The organism is Acholeplasma hippikon, assembly GCF_900660755.1.
GTDB lineage: Bacteria > Bacillota_I > Bacilli_A > Acholeplasmatales > Acholeplasmataceae > Acholeplasma > Acholeplasma hippikon.
In genome coordinates, this window is record NZ_LR215050.1 from 168,993 (window position 1) to 190,583 (window position 21,591).

22 protein-coding genes are annotated in these 21,591 nt (G+C 30.8%); 21 read left to right on the forward strand and 1 reads right to left on the reverse strand.

Features of this window, described 5'->3' with window-relative positions; genetic code table 11:
• The first annotated feature begins 10 nt into the window (after window positions 1-10).
• The 16 genes from fabF (at window position 11) to recN (ending at window position 13,868) form a co-directional block, all read left to right on the forward strand.
• Window positions 11-1,249, forward strand: coding sequence for a beta-ketoacyl-ACP synthase II (gene fabF, locus EXC59_RS00860; protein WP_197723477.1), 1,239 nt, complete (start codon window positions 11-13; stop codon window positions 1,247-1,249).
• Between the two features lies 1 nt (window position 1,250).
• On the forward strand, window positions 1,251-1,679 hold the full coding sequence (gene fabZ / locus EXC59_RS00865) for a 3-hydroxyacyl-ACP dehydratase FabZ (RefSeq protein ID WP_035369032.1): 429 nt from the start codon (window positions 1,251-1,253) through the stop codon (window positions 1,677-1,679).
• Window positions 1,680-1,684: 5 nt separating this feature from the next.
• Window positions 1,685-2,200: a biotin--[acetyl-CoA-carboxylase] ligase gene (locus tag EXC59_RS00870; protein WP_051658999.1), complete on the forward strand. Its 516-nt coding sequence runs from the start codon at window positions 1,685-1,687 to the stop codon at window positions 2,198-2,200.
• 4 nt (window positions 2,201-2,204) lie between these two features.
• The gene (locus EXC59_RS00875) at window positions 2,205-2,735 is read left to right on the forward strand and encodes a biotin transporter BioY (RefSeq protein WP_035369033.1); all 531 of its coding nucleotides are present in this window, start codon (window positions 2,205-2,207) and stop codon (window positions 2,733-2,735) included.
• 113 nt (window positions 2,736-2,848) lie between these two features.
• Entirely contained in the window at window positions 2,849-3,814 is a 966-nt protein-coding gene (locus EXC59_RS00880) for an NAD(P)/FAD-dependent oxidoreductase (protein ID WP_035369034.1), read from the forward strand.
• A gap of 111 nt (window positions 3,815-3,925) precedes the next feature.
• Window positions 3,926-5,221: an adenylosuccinate lyase gene (gene purB, locus EXC59_RS00885; protein WP_035369036.1), complete on the forward strand. Its 1,296-nt coding sequence runs from the start codon at window positions 3,926-3,928 to the stop codon at window positions 5,219-5,221.
• Window positions 5,222-5,235: 14 nt separating this feature from the next.
• The gene (locus EXC59_RS00890) at window positions 5,236-5,424 is read left to right on the forward strand and encodes a hypothetical protein (protein ID WP_035369038.1); all 189 of its coding nucleotides are present in this window, start codon (window positions 5,236-5,238) and stop codon (window positions 5,422-5,424) included.
• A gap of 197 nt (window positions 5,425-5,621) precedes the next feature.
• Complete coding sequence (locus EXC59_RS00895; protein ID WP_035369039.1) at window positions 5,622-6,800, forward strand: ABC transporter ATP-binding protein; 1,179 nt, start codon at window positions 5,622-5,624, stop codon at window positions 6,798-6,800.
• A complete protein-coding gene (locus tag EXC59_RS00900) occupies window positions 6,800-7,672 on the forward strand; it encodes an ABC transporter permease (RefSeq protein ID WP_035369040.1) in 873 nt (290 codons plus the stop codon). The genes EXC59_RS00895 and EXC59_RS00900 overlap by 1 nt, the downstream gene beginning before the upstream one ends.
• Window positions 7,665-8,450 carry an ABC transporter permease gene (locus EXC59_RS00905; protein ID WP_035369042.1) on the forward strand — a complete coding sequence of 262 codons (786 nt, stop codon included), beginning with the start codon at window positions 7,665-7,667 and terminating at the stop codon, window positions 8,448-8,450. Before EXC59_RS00900 ends, EXC59_RS00905 begins: the two co-directional genes overlap by 8 nt.
• Window positions 8,450-9,520, forward strand: a complete 1,071-nt coding sequence (locus EXC59_RS00910; protein ID WP_035369043.1) for an extracellular solute-binding protein — start codon at window positions 8,450-8,452, stop codon at window positions 9,518-9,520. The genes EXC59_RS00905 and EXC59_RS00910 overlap by 1 nt, the downstream gene beginning before the upstream one ends.
• Window positions 9,521-9,607: 87 nt before the next feature.
• Window positions 9,608-9,988 carry a transcription antitermination factor NusB gene (locus EXC59_RS00915; protein ID WP_035369044.1) on the forward strand — a complete coding sequence of 127 codons (381 nt, stop codon included), beginning with the start codon at window positions 9,608-9,610 and terminating at the stop codon, window positions 9,986-9,988.
• Window positions 9,989-10,000: 12 nt separating this feature from the next.
• The gene (gene xseA, locus EXC59_RS00920; RefSeq protein ID WP_162849162.1) at window positions 10,001-11,335 is read left to right on the forward strand and encodes an exodeoxyribonuclease VII large subunit; all 1,335 of its coding nucleotides are present in this window, start codon (window positions 10,001-10,003) and stop codon (window positions 11,333-11,335) included.
• Entirely contained in the window at window positions 11,332-11,517 is a 186-nt protein-coding gene (gene xseB / locus EXC59_RS00925; RefSeq protein WP_162163984.1) for an exodeoxyribonuclease VII small subunit, read from the forward strand. Before xseA ends, xseB begins: the two co-directional genes overlap by 4 nt.
• Window positions 11,514-12,218 carry a TlyA family RNA methyltransferase gene (locus tag EXC59_RS00930; protein ID WP_035369048.1) on the forward strand — a complete coding sequence of 235 codons (705 nt, stop codon included), beginning with the start codon at window positions 11,514-11,516 and terminating at the stop codon, window positions 12,216-12,218. Before xseB ends, EXC59_RS00930 begins: the two co-directional genes overlap by 4 nt.
• A complete protein-coding gene (gene recN / locus EXC59_RS00935) occupies window positions 12,219-13,868 on the forward strand; it encodes a DNA repair protein RecN (RefSeq protein ID WP_035369049.1) in 1,650 nt (549 codons plus the stop codon).
• Window positions 13,869-14,275: 407 nt separating this feature from the next.
• Here recN and EXC59_RS07055 read toward each other — a convergent pair whose 3' ends face one another.
• Complete coding sequence (locus EXC59_RS07055; RefSeq protein WP_156952794.1) at window positions 14,276-14,452, reverse strand: hypothetical protein; 177 nt, start codon at window positions 14,450-14,452, stop codon at window positions 14,276-14,278.
• A 73-nt stretch (window positions 14,453-14,525) separates the two neighbouring features.
• Here EXC59_RS07055 and dinB point away from each other — a divergent pair, with 73 nt between their 5' ends.
• The 5 genes from dinB to EXC59_RS00960 all read left to right on the forward strand — a co-directional run bounded on the left by dinB (window position 14,526) and on the right by EXC59_RS00960 (window position 21,580).
• Window positions 14,526-15,626: a DNA polymerase IV gene (gene dinB, locus EXC59_RS00940; protein WP_162163985.1), complete on the forward strand. Its 1,101-nt coding sequence runs from the start codon at window positions 14,526-14,528 to the stop codon at window positions 15,624-15,626.
• A 32-nt stretch (window positions 15,627-15,658) separates the two neighbouring features.
• On the forward strand, window positions 15,659-16,918 hold the full coding sequence (locus tag EXC59_RS00945) for a DEAD/DEAH box helicase (RefSeq protein ID WP_051659001.1): 1,260 nt from the start codon (window positions 15,659-15,661) through the stop codon (window positions 16,916-16,918).
• Complete coding sequence (locus tag EXC59_RS00950; protein WP_035369051.1) at window positions 16,887-17,780, forward strand: deoxyribonuclease IV; 894 nt, start codon at window positions 16,887-16,889, stop codon at window positions 17,778-17,780. The genes EXC59_RS00945 and EXC59_RS00950 overlap by 32 nt, the downstream gene beginning before the upstream one ends.
• Window positions 17,781-17,832: 52 nt before the next feature.
• Window positions 17,833-18,459: a hypothetical protein gene (locus EXC59_RS00955; protein WP_035369052.1), complete on the forward strand. Its 627-nt coding sequence runs from the start codon at window positions 17,833-17,835 to the stop codon at window positions 18,457-18,459.
• 193 nt (window positions 18,460-18,652) lie between these two features.
• Window positions 18,653-21,580 carry a DUF5011/hyalin repeat domain-containing protein gene (locus EXC59_RS00960; protein ID WP_035369053.1) on the forward strand — a complete coding sequence of 976 codons (2,928 nt, stop codon included), beginning with the start codon at window positions 18,653-18,655 and terminating at the stop codon, window positions 21,578-21,580.
• Window positions 21,581-21,591 lie beyond the last annotated feature (11 nt).

Genomic DNA, 21,591 nt, shown 5'->3' on the forward strand with positions numbered 1-21,591 from the left:
AGGAGCTATTATGAAAAGAAGAGTCGTTATTACTGGGTTAGGTGCATTAACGCCAGTAGGTAACAATGTAGAAGACACATTTAATAATTTAATCAATGGTGTAAACGGAATTGATACAATTACCCACTTTGATACGAAAAATGTGAAAGTAAAATTAGCTGGTGAACTTAAGAATTTAGATCTTGAAACATACTTTGATAAAAGAGATATCAGAAGATCTGACCGAGTGATGTTGTTAGGAACAGCTGCAGCACAACAGGCATATGATCATGCAAAACTTAAAAGTGATGATTATGATCCATATCGCTTTGGTATCTTTGTTACCAGTGGTATTGGTGGATTAGGTACATTAGAACAAGATATTACGACAACTGCAACGAAAGGCATTGACCGTATTTCACCATTCTTTATCCCAAACTCAATTGTGAATATGGTTGGTGGTATGATATCGATTCGTTTTGGTGTGAAGGGTCCAAATATACCTGTTGTCACTGCATGTAGTGCAGCAACAAATGGCATTGGTGAGGCATTTAGATACATTAGAGATGGTTACTTAGATTTAGCCTTTGCTGGTGGAGCTGAGGCTGCAATTAATGAAGTTGGTATTGGTGGTTTTAGTGCGATTCGTGCATTATCAACAGAACCTAATAAGGATAAAGCAAGTCGTCCATTTGATTTAAACCGCAGTGGTTTTGTGATGGGGGAAGGCGCAGGTGTATTAATTTTAGAAGATTATGAGCATGCAATTAAGCGTGGTGCTAAAATTTACGGAGAGATTGTTGGATATGGTTCAACATCAGATGCATTTCACATGACTGCACCAGATGATGAAGCAAAAGGAATTACAAAGGCGATTGAACTAGCTATTCTTGATGCGAAAATTCATCCATCTGATATTGGCTATATTAATGCGCATGGAACATCAACGCTATTAAATGATAAGATTGAAACTTTAGGTATCAAGAATGCATTTAAAGACCATGCAAAAAAACTAAATATTTCAAGTACGAAGGGTGCAACAGGACATATGTTAGGTGCAACAGGAGCTGTTGAATCAATTGTATGTTTAAAAGCACTTGCAACAAGTTTAATTCCGCCAACGATTCACTATGAGACACCGGATCCTGAATGTGATTTAAACTATACACCAAATCAAAGTGTAAAAAGAAATTTAGATTATGCAATGAACATCAATATTGGATTTGGTGGTCAAAATGCAGTCGTTATCTTTAAGAAAGTAGGCGAATAAAATGGCGTTACTCAATCGTGAACAAATTAAACAAATCTTACCGCATCGTGATCCCTTTTTAATGGTTGATGAAGTTATTGAACTAGTGGATAGCGAAAAATGTGTTGGTATTAAATACGTCAATAAAGATGAGTATTATTTTAAAGGGCATTTCCCAGAATATCCTGTAATGCCTGGCGTTTTAATCTTAGAAACTATGGCGCAAGTCGGAGCAATTGCCTTACTTTCAATTCCTGAGTTTAAAGGTAAAATTGGATTTTTTACAGGTGCTAATAATGTTAAATGGAGAAAACAAGTGTTACCAGGAGACACGTTAAAAGTAGAAACTGTGATTACAAAGATTAGAGGACCATTTGTCTTTGGGGCTGGTAAAGCATATGTTGAAGATAAGTTAGTTTGTGAAGCAGAGATAAGTTTTGCTATTGGTTAAACATTATGAAAATCAAATTAGTAGAATTTGCTAAATTAACTTCCACGAACGACTATTTAAAAGAAAACTATGAATCCTTACCGAGTTTTACCTTAGTGAGAACAGATTTTCAAACGAGTGGTCGTGGTCAGTTTGATCGTAAATGGGTATCAAGTAAAGGAAAGAATTTGTTGTTTTCTTTACTCTTAAAAGATGTTCCTTTTGATCAAATTACGCATATTAAAGAATGGGTAAAAAGTTCTTTATTTGCCTCATTTGGCAAGTTAGGATTAGATGCTTATTTTAAAGAACCTAATGACTTTTATACTAATGAAAAGAAATTATGTGGTATTTTAATTGAGACAAAAAACAACGAAGAACGATTTGAATACATTATAATTGGGGTAGGGGTTAACGTTAATCAAATACTTTTTAGAGACTTTAAAGCAACCTCAATCTTAAAGGAGACCAAAAAACAAGTAGATGTTCGAAAAGTATTAAGCATTATCGTGAATAACTTACTCGAAAACTACTTTGGATAAAAACATGAAAATTAGAAGAATCGTTTTATTAGCGATGTTTACAGCATTAATGGCTGTCATGAGTTTAATTCAAATACCGGTTTATCCAATTGTGTTTACTTTACAAACGTTTATGGTAATTTTAATTGCCTTAATTTTTAAACCATTAGATACATTTTTAATTGTGTTTACCTATTTGGTGATTGGCTTAATAGGCATTCCAGTCTTTTCATCAGGCGGTGGATTTCAAGCATTTGTTAGTCCTACTGGAGGGTTTTTAATTGGCTTATTAGTTTCATCACTTTTAATTTCAATTTTTAAATCAAAAACTAAAGTAATGCTTTATGATTTAATTGTGATTATTATCTTTGGATTTGTTGTCTTATATATGATAGGACTTCCGGTTTTAATGATGACAATAGGTATGAAGTTTACAGATGCATTAATTGCTTTTATTCCATATTACTTATGGGATTTCTTAAAAATCATTGTTGCTTACGCGGTTTATCGTGCATTACCCGAGGATTTACTTAAAAAGATTGAAACTTCAAATTAGAAGAAGTTTCTTTTTTTATCTTAAAAATGCCATATTTCATATAAAAAAAGCACAAGATTACTTTAATTAGTAATAATTTGTTATACTTGTATCTTAGATAAAGAGGTGTATTTATGTTAGAAGTATTAATCATCGGAGCTGGGCCAACAGGACTTTATGCAGCTTTTTTAGCTGGACTAAGAAAATTAAATGCTGCAGTGATTGAATCTGCTGGTGAAGCTGGGGGACAACTAACTGCTGTATATAAAGATAAATTTATTTATGATATTCCAGGTTTCCCAAAAATTACAGCTTTAGACTATATTAAAGAACAAGTTAAACAATTAGATAGATTTAAAGATGAAATTCCTTTCTATTATGATAATGAAGCTTTAGAAATCAATAGAAAAGAAGATCATTTTGAAGTTATTACCAATAAACAAACGTTATTAACTAAAAATATCTTAATTGCACATGGTGGTGGCGGATTCGTTCCACAAAAATTAAAATTAGATAAAGAATATGACAATGTTTTATACTTTGTTAAGGATTTAACAATCTTTAAAGATAAAAAAGTTGCTGTATTAGGTGGTGGGGACAGTGCTTTAGACTGGGCTGTATCTATTGCTGATAATGGTGGAAATGTAACCCTTGTTCACCGTCGTAATGAATTTAGAGCTTTACCATCAACGGTAGAAGAGTTTAAAGAAAAAGGTACAATTTTAACACCACAATTAGTTGAAGGTGTTATTGGTGAAGAAAAAATCGCTAAAAAATTAGTGTTAAAAAATGCTGAAACTAAAGAGTTAAGTGAATTAGATGTAGATTATATCGTTGTTAACTATGGATTTGTCTTATCTAAGTCTAAATTAGCTGAGTGGAATATTGAAGGCGATAAAGGCTTAATCAATGTTGATTCTAGAATGCAAACTTCTCAACCAGGTATTTATGCTGCAGGTAATGGTGTAAACTACATGGGTAAGGTGAAATTAATTTCTGTTGGACAAGGTGAAGCGGCAATCGCAATTCAAGCAATCGCTAATAACTTATACCCAGAAAGAAATAACTCAGAACACTCAAGTTCATTAATTAAAGAATAAATAAAATGCCAAACTTAAAAAGTTTGGTTTTTTTATACATAAATATGTGATTTAGGGTAAGATAAAAGGGTGAAATATTAAATTTGATATAATTAAAGTAGGGTGAGGAACGTGATTGCAAGATATCAACGAGACATTTTTAAAAACATTTGGAGTGACCAAAATAAGTTTGATACATATTTGAAAGTTGAATTAGCAAGTTCAAAAGCTTTTCATGAATTGGGTTTAATTCCTAAAGAAGATTTAGAAAAGTTAATGAAAGCTTCGTTTAAACTATCAGATGTAGAACGCTTAGAACAAGAAACAAAACATGACATCGTCGCATTTACAAGAGCAGTTTCTTTATCACTGGGTGAAGAAAAGAAATGGTTCCATTATGGATTGACTTCAACAGATGTGGTTGATACTGCATACGGTGTTTTATTTAAAGAAGCTAATGAAATTATTGAACAAGGTTTATTAACTTTCATGGAAACATTAAAATCATTAGCATTAAAATATAAAAATACTCCAATCATGGGACGCACACATGGCATGCATGCAGACATCACATCGTTTGGCTTAAAATTTGCCCTATATTACGATGAAATGAATCGAAACCTAGAACGATTCAAGTTAGCGAGAAAACAAATTGAAATTGGCAAGATTTCAGGCGCAGTTGGAAATTTTGCGAACATTCCACCAGAAATCCAACATTTTGTATGTAAAGATTTAGGTATTTATGAAGCAAACATTTCAACTCAAACATTACAACGTGATCGTCATGCTTTTTATTTACAAGTGCTTGCGTTAATTGCTAGCACAATTGAAAAAATTGGTGTTGAAGTAAGACACTTATCAAGAACTGAAGTCTTAGAAGTTCAAGAAGGGTTTTCCAAAACACAAAAAGGTTCTTCGGCAATGCCACACAAACGTAATCCAATTGCCTCAGAAAATATGGCAGGGATTGCAAGAGTTGTAAGAGGTTATAGCTTAACTGCAATGGAAAATATTGCCTTATGGCATGAACGTGATATTTCACATTCATCAGCCGAGCGTATTATTATGCCAGATGCAACTTCATTAATCGACTATATGTTAACAAGATACAACAAAGTATTAAATGAATTACAAGTTAATGATGAGAAGATGCTTAAGAATATTAACTTAAATCATAAAGTTATTTATGCGCAACGCGTTTTACATCTTTTAATTAATAAAGGTTTATCACGTGAAGCGGCATATGATAAAGTACAAAGTTTAAGTTTTTATGCTTTAAGTATAGAAAGTGATTTTGATATCGTATTAAAACAAGATAAAGAAATAATGCGTTTGGTTAATCTAGAAGAAATTGATAACTGCTTTACACTTGATTATTATTTCAAGCAGGTTAATACGATCTATCAAAACGTTGGTATATATTCATAAAGGAGGAAATAATTATGAATGTAAAACAATATTTAGAAACAAATAAACCAGAAAAATACATCATCTGTGATCGCATGAGAGTCACTTTAAAAGAAGAACAGTTAAAGTGGTTAAATCTTGAGGATTTAGACATTAGACATGTTGATACATTAAGTGATGGAACAGTAAGAATTCAAACTGATTATATGCCAGATGGTTGCTAAAAAATAAGGTCCCTAAACATGGGACCTTTTTCATTGAAATTTTTTTTGTTAATTTATTGACATCTGTAAATAATTATATATAATATATGCAGTTTGGTTTATTATAGTTTAACACTCTGTTTACGTTAACTAAACTTTTAGACAATATTAGAAAAGTTATTTTACTGTGAGTAAACATAGCGTAGAAAGGATCGTATATGGCTGCATTAATTGAGTTAAAAGACGTTACAAAAGAATATAATGGTCAAGTAGTATTAAGAGGAATCGACTTAGAAATTAAGAGTAATGAGTTCGTTACCTTTCTAGGACCATCTGGTTGTGGTAAGACAACAACCCTAAGAATTATTGGTGGTTTTATTGAACCAACCGGCGGAGAAGTGTTATTTGATGGCGTAGATATTCTACAATTACCAGCATATAAACGTCCAACCAACACAGTCTTCCAACGTTATGCTTTATTCCCACATTTAAACGTGTTTGAAAACGTTGCTTTTGGTTTACGTGTAAAAGATAGAAACGAAGCTAAAAAAGAAGAAATCAAAGCATTAAGAAAAGAATTAAAAGAAAAATTAAAAACTAACAAGAACAAAGTTACATTAATTAAAGAATATACAGATAAGATTCAAGCCATTAGAAAATCATTTGTTTCTAAACGTGACTTTGAAGAAGTCATTAAAGAAAAAGTATCTAAATATTTAAAAATGGTTAACCTTGAAGGATATGAAGATAGAAGTGTCTTAAAACTTTCAGGTGGACAACAACAACGTGTTGCAATTGCACGTGCCTTAATTAATGAACCTAAAGTGTTACTACTGGATGAACCACTTGCAGCGCTTGACTTAAAATTACGTCAAGAAATGCAATATGAATTAAAAGAAATTCAAAGAAATGCTGGAATTACATTCATCTTTGTTACACATGATCAAGAAGAAGCATTAACAATGTCAGATAAGATTGTTGTTATGAATAAAGGTGAAATTCAACAAGTTGGTACACCAATTGATATTTACAATGAACCAATCAATAAGTTTGTTGCAACCTTTATTGGTGAATCAAATATTATTCCAGGTATTATGAAACAAGACTTCTTGGTTCATTTTGATGGAAAAGATTTTGAATGTGTTGATAAAGGATTTGACGTTAATCAAGAAGTTGATATCGTTATTCGTCCTGAAGATTTAGATATTGTTGAACGAGGAACTGGAAAAATTTCTGGTGTTGTCGATTCAGTTGTATTTAAGGGTGTTCATTTTGAAATTGATGTAAAAACTGAAGAAAGAATCTATACAGTTCATACAACAGACTTCAAACCTGAAGGTATGGAAGTGGACTTAGATTGGTGGCCAGAAGACATCCACGTGATGGAGGTTTGGTAATGGACAACACTTTAAAAACACAAAATGTGAAAAAGAAAAAAATTTCTTTTAACTCATTTTTAGGTATTCCATATTACTTAGTATTAGCGATACTTGTTATCTTACCTTTATTTATTATGTTACTTTATGCATTTACAAGTAACAATTCATCAATCTTTAATATTCAATTTACATTAAACAACTTTATTAAATTTTTTAGTACCAGAGATTATGTTGGTATTATGTTTGAATCAATTTGGTTAGCAATCCGTTCAACATTCATATGTTTACTTATTTGTTACCCATTAGCTTACTTTATTTCCAAATTACCAAAAAGAACACAAACAATCTTGGTGTTATTATTCACTTCAACGATGTGGATTAACTCATTAATTTTGATGCATTCACTTAAAAACGTATTTTTAATCGCAGCATCGTTTGTGGTTGGTGGAAATGCAGAATATAGTCAGTTAACTATTTTCTTAGGACATGATTATTCAATTATTATTGGGACAATCTTCCTATATATGCCTTACATGTTCTTACCAATTTATACACAAATGACCAAAATTGATAAAAATTTATTAGAAGGAGCGGCTGACTTAGGAGCAAATAAGTTCCAAACATTAGTTAGAGTTGTCTTCCCATTAACCTTATCAAGTGTCATTTCAAGTTGTTTAGTTGTCTTATTACCAGCAACAACCACACTGGTTGTATCAGAAATCATGGGGAATGGACAACGCCCATTAATTGGTAACTTAATTGAAAGACAAACTGGTTCACGTTTTGGTGAAATGGCAGCATACTCAATTATTCTTGCGGTTGCCATGCTTATTATTGTTGCAATTCTTAAGTCAATGGATAGATATGAGGAGGTGCTTTCTAATGAATAAAAAAGTACCTATCTGGCAATATGTATTTATTGGATTAATCTTAGCATTCGTTTATGTGCCATTAATTGTGATGGTTGTATTCTCGTTCAATCAGTTACAAAGCCAAACTGTTTTTCAAGGTTTCACATTCAAATGGTATCGTGAAATCTTTGTGAATAGAGAATTATCAAAAGCATTAAGAAATACAGTAATTGTTTCATTTACAGCAATGGTCGTTTCAACTATTCTTGCAACACTTGCAGCAATTGCGGTAAGTAAACAAAAGAAGGTCTTTAGAGAAATTGTCTTAAATGCGAATAACATTCCTATTTTAAGCCCAGACATCTTAACGGCCGTGGCGTTCTTACTATTCTTAATTGCGATTAATGTAGAACCAAATTTAGGAACGATGGTACTTGCACACGTGACAATCTGTACACCTTATGCATTTGTAACTATTTATCCGAAAGTTAGATCATTAGATCCTAATATCATTGAAGCTTCAGCTGATTTAGGAGCTAACCCATTAAAGACACTAACGAAAGTTATCATCCCACAACTACGAGGTTCAATTATTGCTGGGGCTGCGATAGCGTTCACCATGTCATTTGATGATTTCATTGTTTCACAATTATCATCAGGTGGCGTTCAAAACATTTCTATGTACCTATATGGTCTAAAGAAAGGTATTGAGCCAAGTGTCAATGCGTTATCAACGATTATCATTGCGGTTATTGGCATTAAAATTGTTTATGATTTAATAAAATCAAGAAGAGAGAAGACAGGAGAAGAAGATTAATGAAAAAAATATTAGTAGCAATGTTATTAGTTTTATCTACACTTGTTTTAACAGCATGTGGAGGAAATAAATTAGTTATCTACTTACCAAACGAGTATATCGCTGATGGGATTGTAGAAGCATTTGAAAAGGAAACTGGTATCAAAGTTGATATTAGAACTTTCGATTCAAATGAAATTGCTTTAACACAAGCAAGAATCAATAAATACGATTTAATCATCCCTTCAGATTATGCAATTGAAGAATTTGCAGCAGAAGGTTTAATTCAAGAATTAGATTGGTCAAAAATTGAATTTGATCAAGCGTTATTCTCAACAAGTTTAAAAAATATTTTAGAACAAATGGATGAAGAAGGATTTGACTTCTTAAAGTATTCAATGCCTTACTATTGGGGAACATTTGGATTCTTATATAAGAATGAAAAATTCACTAAAGAAGAAGTTGAAACAGCTGGTTGGAGCATGTTCCAAAATCAATCAATTACTAAGATGATTTATGATTCTCCAAGAGATGCATTCATGACTGCATTATATTCATTAAATCCAGTAGTTAAAATGGCAGATGCAACAGAACAAGATGTTGTAAGAGCTAAAGACTGGTTAATTGCTGCAAAAGGCGCTAATACTGTATTAAAATCAGATGAAATCTTAGATGAAGCATCTGGTGGAAGCATGCCTTATGATATCGCAATGGTTTATTCAGGAGATGCTGTTTACTTATTACAAGAAACTGAAGGGTATTCATTTGCGATTCCAGAAAACACAAACGTATTTATTGATGGATTTGTGATTCCATCAAATGCTAGAAATGTTGATTGGGCTTACGAGTTTATCAACTTCATGTCAACATACGATGTGATGTTAGAAAACACTTCTTGGATTGGTTATTCACCAGTTAGACAAGATGTATTAGAAGCATTATTAGCAGATGAAGAATTCACATATGATGAAAGAATCGAGTATGCATTTGATATTGATGTTACTGCATTTAATTATGAATTCTATCGCTTTAATAACGACTTAAAGAAATGGATCGATGATAACTACGATCTATTCACATTTGCTAAATAAATCGTATTTTATGTAAAAGGACCTAATTTTTGGGTCCTTTATTTTTATATAATAAAAAAAGTGATATAATACTAGCGAGGTAATTTTATGACAAATGCACTATTAGAAAAATATACAAAATTAATGGAACTTTTATATCAGTTTGAAATTTTACAATCATTCCAATTCGTAGATTTTGAAAAAGCTGATAGCGAGTTAAAAACAAAGATGACTGAAATTTTAAATAATATTTCAATAATCGATGATTTAATCTCATCAAATCTAACAAATTATACAATCGATCGATTAAATCGTGTTGACTTATCAATTATTAGAATGTCAGTATTTGAATTAATGAAAAAGGAACTACCAGCTGAGGTTGTAATTAACTTAGCAGTTGAATTATCTAAAATTTATACAGATTTAGATGATGAAAAACAACATAAGTTTACCAATAAGCTATTAGATACAATTTATAAAAATCTATAAAAGTAGGTTAATATGCAACAACAATACTTAACTGTTACTGCACTAACTACATATTTAAAAGTTAAATTAGAAAATGATCCCCATTTAAAGAAGATTCTTCTTAAAGGGGAAATTTCTAATTTTAAGCGTCATTCTTCAGGGCATTTATATTTTTCATTAAAAGATGAGAAAGCTCAGATATCTGCAATGATGTTTTCGACTTACACAAAAAATTTATCCTTTGAACCAAAAGATGGAGATAAAGTTTTGGTTGAAGGATATATTTCGTTATACGAGGCAAGAGGGACTTATTCTTTAAGTATTTATTCACTTACCCTTGATGGTATTGGTGAGTTATACATGAAGTATGAAAAACTTAAGAAAGACTTTGAAGCACTAGGTTATTTTGATCAAGTACATAAAAAGCCAATTCCTAAGTACCCTAAAGCAATTGGGGTCATTACATCACCTACAGGAGCAGTCATTCAAGATATTAAAACAACTGTTGAACGTCGTTACTTACTAACAAAAATTATTTTATACCCAGCACTTGTTCAAGGTGAAGGTTCAAAAGAAGATTTAGTTAAGAAAATTAAACGTGCCAACTTAGATAATGAGGTTGATGTGATTATCCTTGGTCGTGGTGGTGGTTCCATTGAAGATTTATGGAGTTTTAATGAACCAGAAGTTGTAATGGCAATTTTCGAATCAAAAATTCCAATTATTACTGCTATTGGGCATGAAACGGATACGACATTATCTGATTATGTTGGTGACCTAAGAGCACCAACGCCAACAGCTGCTGCGGAATTAACAACACCAAATGTTACAGATTTATTAAATGAAATAAAAGAAAAAAGAAGACTTTTAAACTACTATATGAATGAGGAGTTAAAAAACTTACGCCAAAAACTCCTACATCTAGATGAACGTCTTTCAATTTCAAGTCCAAAATCAAAAATTGAGCAATTAACTGATAAAGCTAATCAGTTAACTACAAACTTACACAGAAACTTTAGTCATAAATTAAACGAACTAACCTACATAGTAACAATTCTTTCCAAGCGTTTATTAAATCCTAGTGAGAAACTACTTAATTTTAAAGATAGGTTAAATCATTTAAGTATTCAGATGGACCAACTTTATAAAAATCAAATTATGAAAAAAACATATGAACTGCAAAGACAAACTGAAAAGTTAAAATCAGTTAATCCTTTAGCAATTATGGAACGTGGTTTCGGTTTAGTAACAAAAGAAAATAAAGTGTTAACGAGTGTTAAAGATATTAGGGTTGATGATTTCATTGACATTGAGTTAAAAGATGGAAAAGTAAGTACGAAAGTAATAAATAAAGAGGTAAAATCATGAGCGAAAAATTAAACTTTGAAGAAGTAATGAAAAAACTAGAAAGTGTTGTTAAAACATTAGAAAGTAAAGATATCTCATTAGAAGAATCTGTAAACAAATATAAAGAAGGTTTAGAATTATCTAAATCACTTTATGAAATGATTAAAGATGCTGAAAAATTAATTGTAGAAGTTAAAGAATGAGATTAGATGTTTTTTTAGCAGAAAACTATAGTGAGTATACACGTTCTAAAATATCTGACTTAATTAAAAGAGGTTTTGTCACAGTGAATGATAAAACAGTTACAAAACCAGGTTATGAAGTCATAGGAACGGAAGATGTCAAAATAGTTAAAGAAGATATTTATGCATCTCGAGCAGGTGAAAAACTAGCCCATGCAATAGAAATTTTTTCTTTAAATTTTAAAGATTTAACGGTTATTGATGTAGGGGCATCAACAGGTGGGTTTACCGATGTTTCTCTTAAAAATGGAGCTAAACACGTCTTTGCCTATGATGTTGGAACGATGCAACTCTTAGAACGTTTAAAAAACGATGAGAGAGTAACTAGTTTAGAAAATACGAATATTTTAGATGTTATGGTGCCTGAAAATGATATTTGTGTTATTGATGTATCTTTCACATCAGTTTTACCAATTTTAGATCATTTAAAAGAACAAACGAATGAAATTGTCTTTTTATTAAAACCTCAATTTGAAGCAACTAAAGATGCGTTAAATAAAAAAGGTGTTTTAAAAGATCAAAAAGTATTAAGTCGAATCATTGAAAAAACAACAAAGTTTATTACCACAATTGGTTATGAAGTCAAAGGATTTACGAAATCTCCAATTAAAGGTAAAGAAGGTAATGAAGAGTTTTTATTCTATATACGTAGGAGAATGTAGATGCTTAAACATTTAGATGTTAAAAATTTTGCATTAATTGATGATTTAGAAATTGATTTTCATGATGGCCTAACTGCCCTAACTGGAGAAACAGGCTCTGGTAAATCAATTTTATTAGAATCACTTTCTTTATTATTCGGTAAACGTTCTGATGCGGAATATATTAGACATGGGGCTTCAAAAGCACTTGTTACGGGGAACTTTATCTTAAATGACGAACAACAAAAATCACTTGATTTGCCGCGTGAAATAACACTTTCTCGTGAAATTGATGCAACAGGACGTCATTTAATTAAAATTAATCATGAGACATCTACATTACAACGCTTAAAGCAAATTGCTAATAAAATTGGTTTAATTCATGGTCAAAATGACACCCATATGTTAATGGACAAGGCGAGTTATGTTGACTTTGTCGATCAATTAGATAAATCAAGGACACAAAACTTATTAAATAATTATTTATTAAAAAGAAGTACGTATCATGAGTTAAATAAGCATTACGAATCTTTAAAAAGTAAAAAGAAAGAGACTTTAGAAAGAGTTGATTTCTTAACTTATCAAGTTAAAGAATTAGATGCTTTATCTTTAAAGACGAATGAATTAGAAGAACTTCAGGAACAAGTTTCGAAATTAAAAAACTTTGACCGTATTCAACAGGCATTAAAAGAAACTGTTGAACTTCTTAATGGTCCAAGTTTTGCGTTAGATAATTTATATGATGGGTTTAAAAACTTACAAAAGATTTCAAGTTTTGATAAATCATATGAAGTTGAAGCTAAAGTCTTAGAAGATAGTTACTATAATTTAGAAGATTCAATCAAAAATATAGAAAATCTATTTAAGTCATTAGATTTTGATGAAGAATCCTTCAATCTTAAACAACAAAGAATCTTTGAACTCAATAAGATTGAAACAAAGTATGGTAAGTCTATTAATGACTTAGTTATCTATTTAGCTCAAATTAAAGAAGAATTAGCTTTATCAACAGATTATGATGGGTATTTAAAAGACCAAGAAATTAAGTTAAAAAAAGCTTATGAAGATGCATTAAAAGAAGGTCTAGTCTTAAGAAAGTATCGAATGGAACTTGCTAAAAAATTAGAAAAAGAATTAACGGAAAGTCTACATCAATTAGACTTAACGAAAGCAAAATTTGAAATTCAATTTGAAACATTAAAAGACAATCAAGCATTAGAAGAAAATGGCATTGATTCACTTGAATTTATGATCAGTTTAAATGAAGGTGAACCATTAAAACCACTTGCAAAAGTTGCATCTGGCGGTGAAAAAGCTAGATTCATGTTCTCACTTAAATCAATTTTTGCTAGAAACTCAAAATTAAGTATGCTTGTCTTTGATGAAATTGATATCGGAATTAGTGGTAAAACTGCATCGAAAGTTGCAACTAAAATGAAAGAACTTTCAAAGGATATTCAAACGCTAACGATTACGCATTTACCACAAGTAGCAGCTAAGGCTGATCACCATTATGCAATCTATAAAGAAAAGAAAGATGGCAGAATTCAAACATTTATTGATATTTTAGATAAAGAAAAGCGTATTTTAGCAATTGCAAGTATGTTATCTGATGAATCAATCTCACCGTTTGCTATTGAGCAAGCCAAAGCTTTATTAAATCAAAACTAAAAAAAGGTGCGTGTGCACCTTTTAATTTTGTGAAAAATGTGAAAATGCATTTCTGAAAGTCTTTCATTTGACTTTTCATACTAACATGATAGAATAAGTGTACAAGAAACAGAAACGTATAGCTAATTCGGGATAGTTATATACAAAACGGATACTTGCAAATAAGGTCTTTAGAAGACCTCCTTTTCCATCTTTATATGGATAAAAATTATAAAGTAAGGGAGGTGTATGAGATGGAAAAAAAGAAAAAGGCAAGTTTTTTAAGTAGACTAGGTGAATTATTTCTAGCAGTGTTCTTACAAAACGAAAGGAATTAAGTTAAATGCTAAACTTAATAGATAAATAAAAATGAACTTTGAGTTGCTACCTAAAGTTCATTTTTATTTTTTTATTAACTTAAATTTCGATTATCCAAAATATTCGATGAGAGCAAATACTGTACTTATTAATACAGTTGCAACTGTTCCGAAGATGATAACTCCGATGACAATCTTACCCCATAATGTTTCACTTGGATCTTTAAAAACGATTGGTTTGCTTTTTCTTGATTCTAAAACTTCTTGTTTTAATTTTTTCTTTGCCATATTAATTCACTCCAAATGTTTATTTACTAAAGATATTATACTATATAATATTAATTAAAGGAAGAAAATAATTATGCAAAAAGGGATAAAAATTATATTTCATATTGATATGAATGCATTCTATGCCTCATGTGCCATGATCAAAGAACCTTATCTAAAAAATAAGGTGTTTGCCATTGGTGGACCAACCTCAAGTGCAAAAGGTGTTTTATCAACAGCGAGTTATAAAGCACGTAAACTAGGTATTCATGCTGCAATGTCAATGGCAGAAGCGTTAAAAATATATCCAAGGCTTACTGTTGTACCAGTAGATTTCCCTTTTTATCGTCAAAAAAGTGAAGAGTTTATTGATTTATTAAAAACGTATAGTCCACTTATTCAACAAGCATCGATTGATGAGGCTTACATAGATGTAACTGAAAGGTCTAAAGAGATTCATCCTTTAAAACTTGCAAAAGAAATACAAACAAGAATTTATAACGAACTTAAATTGCCATGTAGTATTGGTATTGCACCAACATTGTTTTTAGCAAAAATGGCAAGTGATTTAAAAAAACCTATGGGTATATCAGTCATTCGTAAACGTGATGTTGAAAAAATACTATATCCAATGGATATTAAAGATTTATTTGGCATTGGTAAACAAACTGCGCCAAGACTTAAAAATTTAGGAATTGAAACTATTGGAGATTTCATGAATGTTAATAATTTTGATAAGATTATGAAAATTATGAAACCTAAAACATATGAAGGGTACCGTGATGAAGTTTTAGGGAAAGGAAATGATATTGTTGATCCTGATAAATATAAAATTCCAAAATCTATTTCAAGTGAGTCAACTTTTAATTATGATGTATCTGAATCTAAAATTATCTTAGATGAATTAAATGTGCAACTTGAAGAAGCACATAGAAGATTAAAAAAACACCAGATGAAGGCTAAAACAGTAGGTTTTAAATTGAAAAAATCAGATTTTTCAATTATTACGCGTTCAACAACACTTAAAGAGCATACAAATGACTTAGTCGTTTTAAAAGATGCGTTAGAAACATTATTCTATGATATTTATGAAAATGAGAAATTAAGATTAGTTGGAGCAACCTTATCAAATTTAATAACGGAAAATGATGTAAAAATGCCGTTTGATTTGTTCACATACGATAAATTTGAGTGATTATTATGATATAATCTAGTAGGTGATTTTATATGACAATACAAGAAATGTTACAGAGGTTAAACTTTAGTAATTTATCGCCAATCCAAGAACAAGTAATAGAGAATTTCTCTAAATCACAAAACATTGTCGGATTGGCACCAACCGGTACAGGGAAAACACATGCTTACCTCTTACCATTATTAGAAAATATTAAAAGAAAAGAAAACGCAGTGGAAGCTGTTATTTTAATTCCTACAAATGAACTTGTTATGCAAGTTTCTAAGATGCTTGAAGAAACAGATCCAACAGTTAACTATAAGAGTTATTATGGTTCTATGGATATGGAACGTGAAGCAAAGAAATTAGAAAATAGCCATCCCAATATTGTAATTACAACGCCTGCTAAATTAGTAGATTTAGTCATTACTAAAAATGCGCTTAACTTAAAACATTTAGACTACTTCATTTTAGATGAAGCAGACATGATGTTTGATGAAGACTTCATGAGTTTATTAGACCCGGTTTTAGTTAACCAAGAAATTCAAAAATTCATGTTATTTTCAGCAACTATTACAAGAACGATGGAACCATTTATTAAAAAATATTTTGGTTCATATATATTCTTAGATACAGTTAAAGATACAAAATTAAAAATTAATCATAAATTGATTCGTGTAGGAGATTCTAGATTAAAAACTTTACAACAAGTCATTGATCGAATTAATCCTTACTTAGGTATTATTTTCGTAAGTAAAAATGAAGATATCAAACGTGTTTATGAAACATTAATTGATAAGGGTTTAAATGTCATTCAGATTTCATCTGAAATTGGCGTTAAACAAAGAAAGAAAATCTTAGAAGATATTTTTAATAATCGTTACCAATATGTTGTATCAAGTGATTTACTTGCTAGAGGTTTAGACTTTAAAGCAAGTCATGTCATTAACTACGATCTACCGTATATGTTAGAATTCTTTAAACATAGAAGTGGTAGAACGGGTCGTATGGGAGATGAAGGTGATGTAATCACTTTATTTGATGATAACGATCAAAAGAAAATTGATAAACTAAGAAACAAAGGCGTACCATTCGTTTTATATACATTATCGGATAATGGATTAAAATCAACACAAAGAAAATCTAAAACTTATGATAAGAAAATAGCAGAAGAGATTAAAAAGATTCCAAAACCAAAACGTGTAACACCAGGTTATAAGAAGAAACATCAAGAAGAAGTCAAAGCTGCAATTAAAAAAGTAAAGAAAGCGAGATATAGAAATGCTGCTCTTAGGAAGTCACGTGGGGCTTAGTGGAAGCGAAATGTACCTTGGAAGTATTAAAGAAGCTTTAGGGTACGAAGCAACTGCAATGATGGTTTATACCGGCGCACCACAAAATACAATTAGAAAGCCTTTAGAATCAATGAAGATTGAAGAGGCATTAGCGTATATGAAAGAACACGATTTTGATATCAAAAATGTGGTTGTTCATGCACCTTATATTATTAATTTATGTAATCCGGACGCTGAAAAGCGTGCGTTTGCTATTGAGTTTTTAACAAAAGAAATTATAAGAACTGCTGCAATGGGGGCAAATCAAATTGTTTTACACCCTGGTAGTGCAGTTGGTGGAGATAGAGAAGAAGCGGTTAGATGGATTGCTGAAGGTATTAATCAAATAAATGAAAATACAAAAGATTTATCTGTACGCATTGCCTTAGAAACAATGGCTGGTAAAGGTAACGAAATTGGTAGAACGTTTGAAGAAATTCGTGCAATTATTGATTTAGTTCAAAATCAAGAAAGAGTATCAGTATGTTTTGATACATGTCACGTGAGTGATTCAGGATATGATTTAAAAAATGATTATCAAAATGTGATGAAGCATTTTGATGAAGTTGTTGGATTAAATCGTATATCAGTTATTCACGTTAATGACAGTAAAAATGAAATGGGTGCTCGAAAAGACAGACATGAAAATATTGGATTTGGTTATTTAGGGTTTGATCGTTTAGTAACAATCATCTATGATGAACGTTTTGTAAATATTCCAAAAATTCTTGAAACACCATATGTTGAAGAACTTCCTCCTTATTATCATGAAATTAAAATGATTAAGAACAAGACATTTGTACCTTCTTTAAAAGAAGATATAAAAAATAACATTGAATAATAACAGTATTCATGCTATAATCTAAATTGCGAATATAAAAGGAGTTTATTAAATGGCAAAGAAATATCAGGCAATACAAACTAAAGTTCATTGGTTAACATGGACAATTATTGGTGTAGTTGTAGTAAGTTTAATCGGATTATTAATCGCTTTACAACCATCTGCGAAAGATAATTTTTATAATGATTACCTTGTAAATACACAAGATTACCAATTTGAAAGTAAATTACCAAAGAACAACAAATTTGAACTAGTAAATTCTCGTAAAGGTCTTTATTCATTAGCTGACAGAGATAACCATTTAACAATCGTATTCTTCGGGGATTCAAGCAATCAAGCCAGCGTGGGAGCTATTGCTAATGTTTATGCAAGATTATTCGGAGCAGCAGATGCCGATCCAAAAATCAACCCATCAGCATTATACGAAGCTTTAGGGGATGCTAAATTAACTTTATACCATTATTCAGTTAAAGAAGCTTCATTCTTAGATTTAATGAACCAATTAAATGAAAAATATGATGCAAAAATTAATGCAGCAGCAATGCCTACATTAGTTGTGTTCTTAGACGGAGAAGTTGTAGATTTCTTACAAGTTGCTGAAAGCAGTCAAGCTTCACAATTATTCAAGTTCTACAATGACATTCTTGACAAAGACGTAGTTCAAGATTTATTAAAGTAATTCATAATAAGCTAATATTTGATTACAAAAAATATCACCTCAAACGAGGTGATTTTTTTATCTATATTTATCTTTAAAGCACAAAATGATGAATAACTTCACTTGACTATACAACAGAAAACGTTTACAATTGAAGAGTATACAAACGAAATTTTTAAAAAGGGAATTTAAAAATATAAGAGGAGAGATAAATATGAGAAAGATACTATTTACATTCATCATGTTACTTATGTTGAGTTTTATGCTTATAGCATGTACAACTGATCCAAGTGACAATCCAGATGATGAAAAGCCAATTGAACAAACACCGGGTGAAACAGATCCAGATGATGATAAACCAAAAGATACAAAAGCGCCAGTTTTTAAAGATATCTATGATGGTTTTTTATCTGATGTTGAACATCTAGCACATATGACATTTGATTTATTCGAGGGTGTTGTAGTGACTGATGATGTCACACCATCCAATTCAATTTTATTAGAAATTATTGATGATGGTGGATATCAAAATGATATACCTGGAGTATATACTATTACAATTCAAGCCTCTGATAATGCAGGTAATAAATCAACTGCAAAAAGAGATGTTTATGTTATCGATGGCTTAATGATTCAAACTTATAAACTATTTATCAACGATGATGAATTAGCAGTTAGTGTAAACGAAGAAGAAGCACTGATGTATACAAGTTCAGGTACTAAGTTTAGAAGTAAAGATGTTATTCAATTAATGACGAAAGAATTCTTCTTAGCTGAATATGATAAATATAAAGCAGCGCACACAAACAATGGTGGTGTACCTTATATGAATAATGGTGCATTAATTGTTGTTGATCCTTCAATGAAAATTAAACTTGTTAGGGTTTCATCAGGCTCTGTTTTTGAGATTGATGAAAACAATGAAATGAAACAAGATAGCCAATTAAATTGGAACTCAGGTATTAATGCAAGTTCAGGTAGTGGTATGTTAAAAAATATTCCAACGTTACTTGAAACCTTAATTCCTGAAGGCGGATTTATCATTTTTGCGCCAGGTAAAGATCCATATGATGCACGTATGGCTTTAATTAGTAGAGTATTTAGTTCAGTTTATACAACTGGAGCAGTAAATAAAGATATTAGAGATATCGATATTAGAGAAGTGAAAGTTGATATTCATCAAGATTCTGATTATGTTCCAATGCCACCAAGACTAACTACACCAAGTATTAAATTATACAAAAATATGCTTACATGGGAAGCAATTCCTAATGCAACTAAATACCTTATCTATGTAGATGGAAAAGAGTTTGCTCAAATTGAAGGAACAAATCTTTCATTAGATTTATTATCTTTAGTAGAATCACCAAAAAATGGTACAGCTTATGAAATCGAAGTTCAAGCAGTTCCAGATAATACAGGTAAAAATGGATTATCATATCTATCAAATAAAGTGTTATACAAAAAGGTAACATTTAGTGAAACCCAAACCCCAGTTATTACAAAAAATGGAAATGAAATCTCATGGAACTTAATTGATGGGGCAAGTTCATATGATATTTACTTTACAATTGGTACAGTATCTTTAAAAGCAGGTAATGTAACAACAAACGCATTTGACCTTACCACATTTGAAACTTTATTCCCAGGAGTAAGTAAAGTATCAGTTATCGCAATAGGCGATGATACACACTTTGATTCAAATGAATCTAATCAAATTGAAGTAACGTTAGGTAAAGTTGAAACATTAGTAATTAACGGTTATAAAGTTGATGTGTTAAGAACTGGTGCGCTAAATTACTTTGTAAGAAGAAATTTATCTTATGCAACTCAAAACGGCTTTAATGGTGCACCGTACTTATTCTTAATTGTTGATCCAATGACATTAAATGAATCACATAAAAATGTTGAATTCAAAGAATCATATGGTTCAATTGTTCTATTAGAAAATGATTTCACAGTGAAAATGATTAACTCAACTGGTACTGGTAAATCATGGAATATTTTAGATGGTTGGTATCAAAATAAGTTCTATAAATCAAATGCAGAACAAATTGAAAGTATTATACATTCAATTTATTCAGGAGATTATTTATTAATTGGTAAATACGCAAACTTATTAAATGTAACAACACCTACAGACAGCGTGATTATAAATGTAGATGCCAGAGAATTTGTGAACCATTTTTATGTTAAAGATAATGGTGCAGAGTTTAAAGATGAAGCATGGCGTGGTGATATGAGTACTTTCTTAGATCCAAGAAATGTTACATTTGAAATTATTGAAAAAGTAATTATTGTTACTGAAAAATTAGAAACACCAGAAATTTCTATTGAAGAAGATATTCTATCATGGGAAGAAATTTCAAATGCAGGAACATACTATATTTATGTTGATGGCATAAAAGTTCATGAAACAACAGGTTTATTCATTGATATGAAAGAACTTAACTTAAAAGCTTCTCCAGATGGTATTTCATATACTGTGGAAGTGATGGCAATCCCACAAGATATGATTCATTATGAAATTTCAGAAAAATCAAATCAAGTAACTTACGTTCAATTTGGTGAAGAGGAGCCTGAACAACCAGAGTTCTATACACATATGAAAGTAAATAATGTTGAAGTCGCAGTAACATTTAATATGGAAAATGCCTTCAATAGATTATCATCAGGCGCTGCATTCAGATCAAAAGATGAAATTCAAGTGATGACAAAAGAACACTTCTTAGCAGAGTTTGAAAAACATGCGGGTTCATATGCTGATAGCAATGGTAATGTATTCTTCCCTAATGGAGTTTTACTAATTGTTGATAAAAATCTAAATGTTAAATTATTACGTGTTGGTGTGGGTATCACAGCTGAAGTAAATGAAAATGATGAAGTTAAAACATCAAGCTTAGGTTGGGGTAATACACAAGCAACTGGTGGTGGATTTGCAAACCTTGTTGGGGAAAGATTAGAATCATTAATTCCAGATGGAGGATACTTAATCTTCGCACCTGCAACAACTAATAATATCTCAAGAACTTGGATGGTTAAAAACTTATTCCATTCTGGATACCAATCTGGTGCTACAGCAGTAGCTAATAAAGATATTAGAGTATCAGAAGTTAAATTAGAACTACTTGATAGAAGTTAATTCAAATAAAG

Coding starts and splice junctions, on each gene's coding strand:
- fabF (WP_197723477.1), top strand. CDS start 11: ATGAAAAGAAGAGTCGTTATTACTGGGTTAGGTGCATTAACGCCAGTA.
- fabZ (WP_035369032.1), top strand. CDS start 1,251: ATGGCGTTACTCAATCGTGAACAAATTAAACAAATCTTACCGCATCGT.
- EXC59_RS00870 (WP_051658999.1), top strand. CDS start 1,685: ATGAAAATCAAATTAGTAGAATTTGCTAAATTAACTTCCACGAACGAC.
- EXC59_RS00875 (WP_035369033.1), top strand. CDS start 2,205: ATGAAAATTAGAAGAATCGTTTTATTAGCGATGTTTACAGCATTAATG.
- EXC59_RS00880 (WP_035369034.1), top strand. CDS start 2,849: ATGTTAGAAGTATTAATCATCGGAGCTGGGCCAACAGGACTTTATGCA.
- EXC59_RS00890 (WP_035369038.1), top strand. CDS start 5,236: ATGAATGTAAAACAATATTTAGAAACAAATAAACCAGAAAAATACATC.
- EXC59_RS00895 (WP_035369039.1), top strand. CDS start 5,622: ATGGCTGCATTAATTGAGTTAAAAGACGTTACAAAAGAATATAATGGT.
- EXC59_RS00900 (WP_035369040.1), top strand. CDS start 6,800: ATGGACAACACTTTAAAAACACAAAATGTGAAAAAGAAAAAAATTTCT.
- EXC59_RS00905 (WP_035369042.1), top strand. CDS start 7,665: ATGAATAAAAAAGTACCTATCTGGCAATATGTATTTATTGGATTAATC.
- EXC59_RS00910 (WP_035369043.1), top strand. CDS start 8,450: ATGAAAAAAATATTAGTAGCAATGTTATTAGTTTTATCTACACTTGTT.
- EXC59_RS00915 (WP_035369044.1), top strand. CDS start 9,608: ATGACAAATGCACTATTAGAAAAATATACAAAATTAATGGAACTTTTA.
- xseA (WP_162849162.1), top strand. CDS start 10,001: ATGCAACAACAATACTTAACTGTTACTGCACTAACTACATATTTAAAA.
- xseB (WP_162163984.1), top strand. CDS start 11,332: ATGAGCGAAAAATTAAACTTTGAAGAAGTAATGAAAAAACTAGAAAGT.
- EXC59_RS00930 (WP_035369048.1), top strand. CDS start 11,514: ATGAGATTAGATGTTTTTTTAGCAGAAAACTATAGTGAGTATACACGT.
- recN (WP_035369049.1), top strand. CDS start 12,219: ATGCTTAAACATTTAGATGTTAAAAATTTTGCATTAATTGATGATTTA.
- EXC59_RS07055 (WP_156952794.1), bottom strand. CDS start 14,452: ATGGCAAAGAAAAAATTAAAACAAGAAGTTTTAGAATCAAGAAAAAGC.
- dinB (WP_162163985.1), top strand. CDS start 14,526: ATGCAAAAAGGGATAAAAATTATATTTCATATTGATATGAATGCATTC.
- EXC59_RS00945 (WP_051659001.1), top strand. CDS start 15,659: ATGACAATACAAGAAATGTTACAGAGGTTAAACTTTAGTAATTTATCG.
- EXC59_RS00950 (WP_035369051.1), top strand. CDS start 16,887: ATGCTGCTCTTAGGAAGTCACGTGGGGCTTAGTGGAAGCGAAATGTAC.
- EXC59_RS00955 (WP_035369052.1), top strand. CDS start 17,833: ATGGCAAAGAAATATCAGGCAATACAAACTAAAGTTCATTGGTTAACA.
- EXC59_RS00960 (WP_035369053.1), top strand. CDS start 18,653: ATGAGAAAGATACTATTTACATTCATCATGTTACTTATGTTGAGTTTT.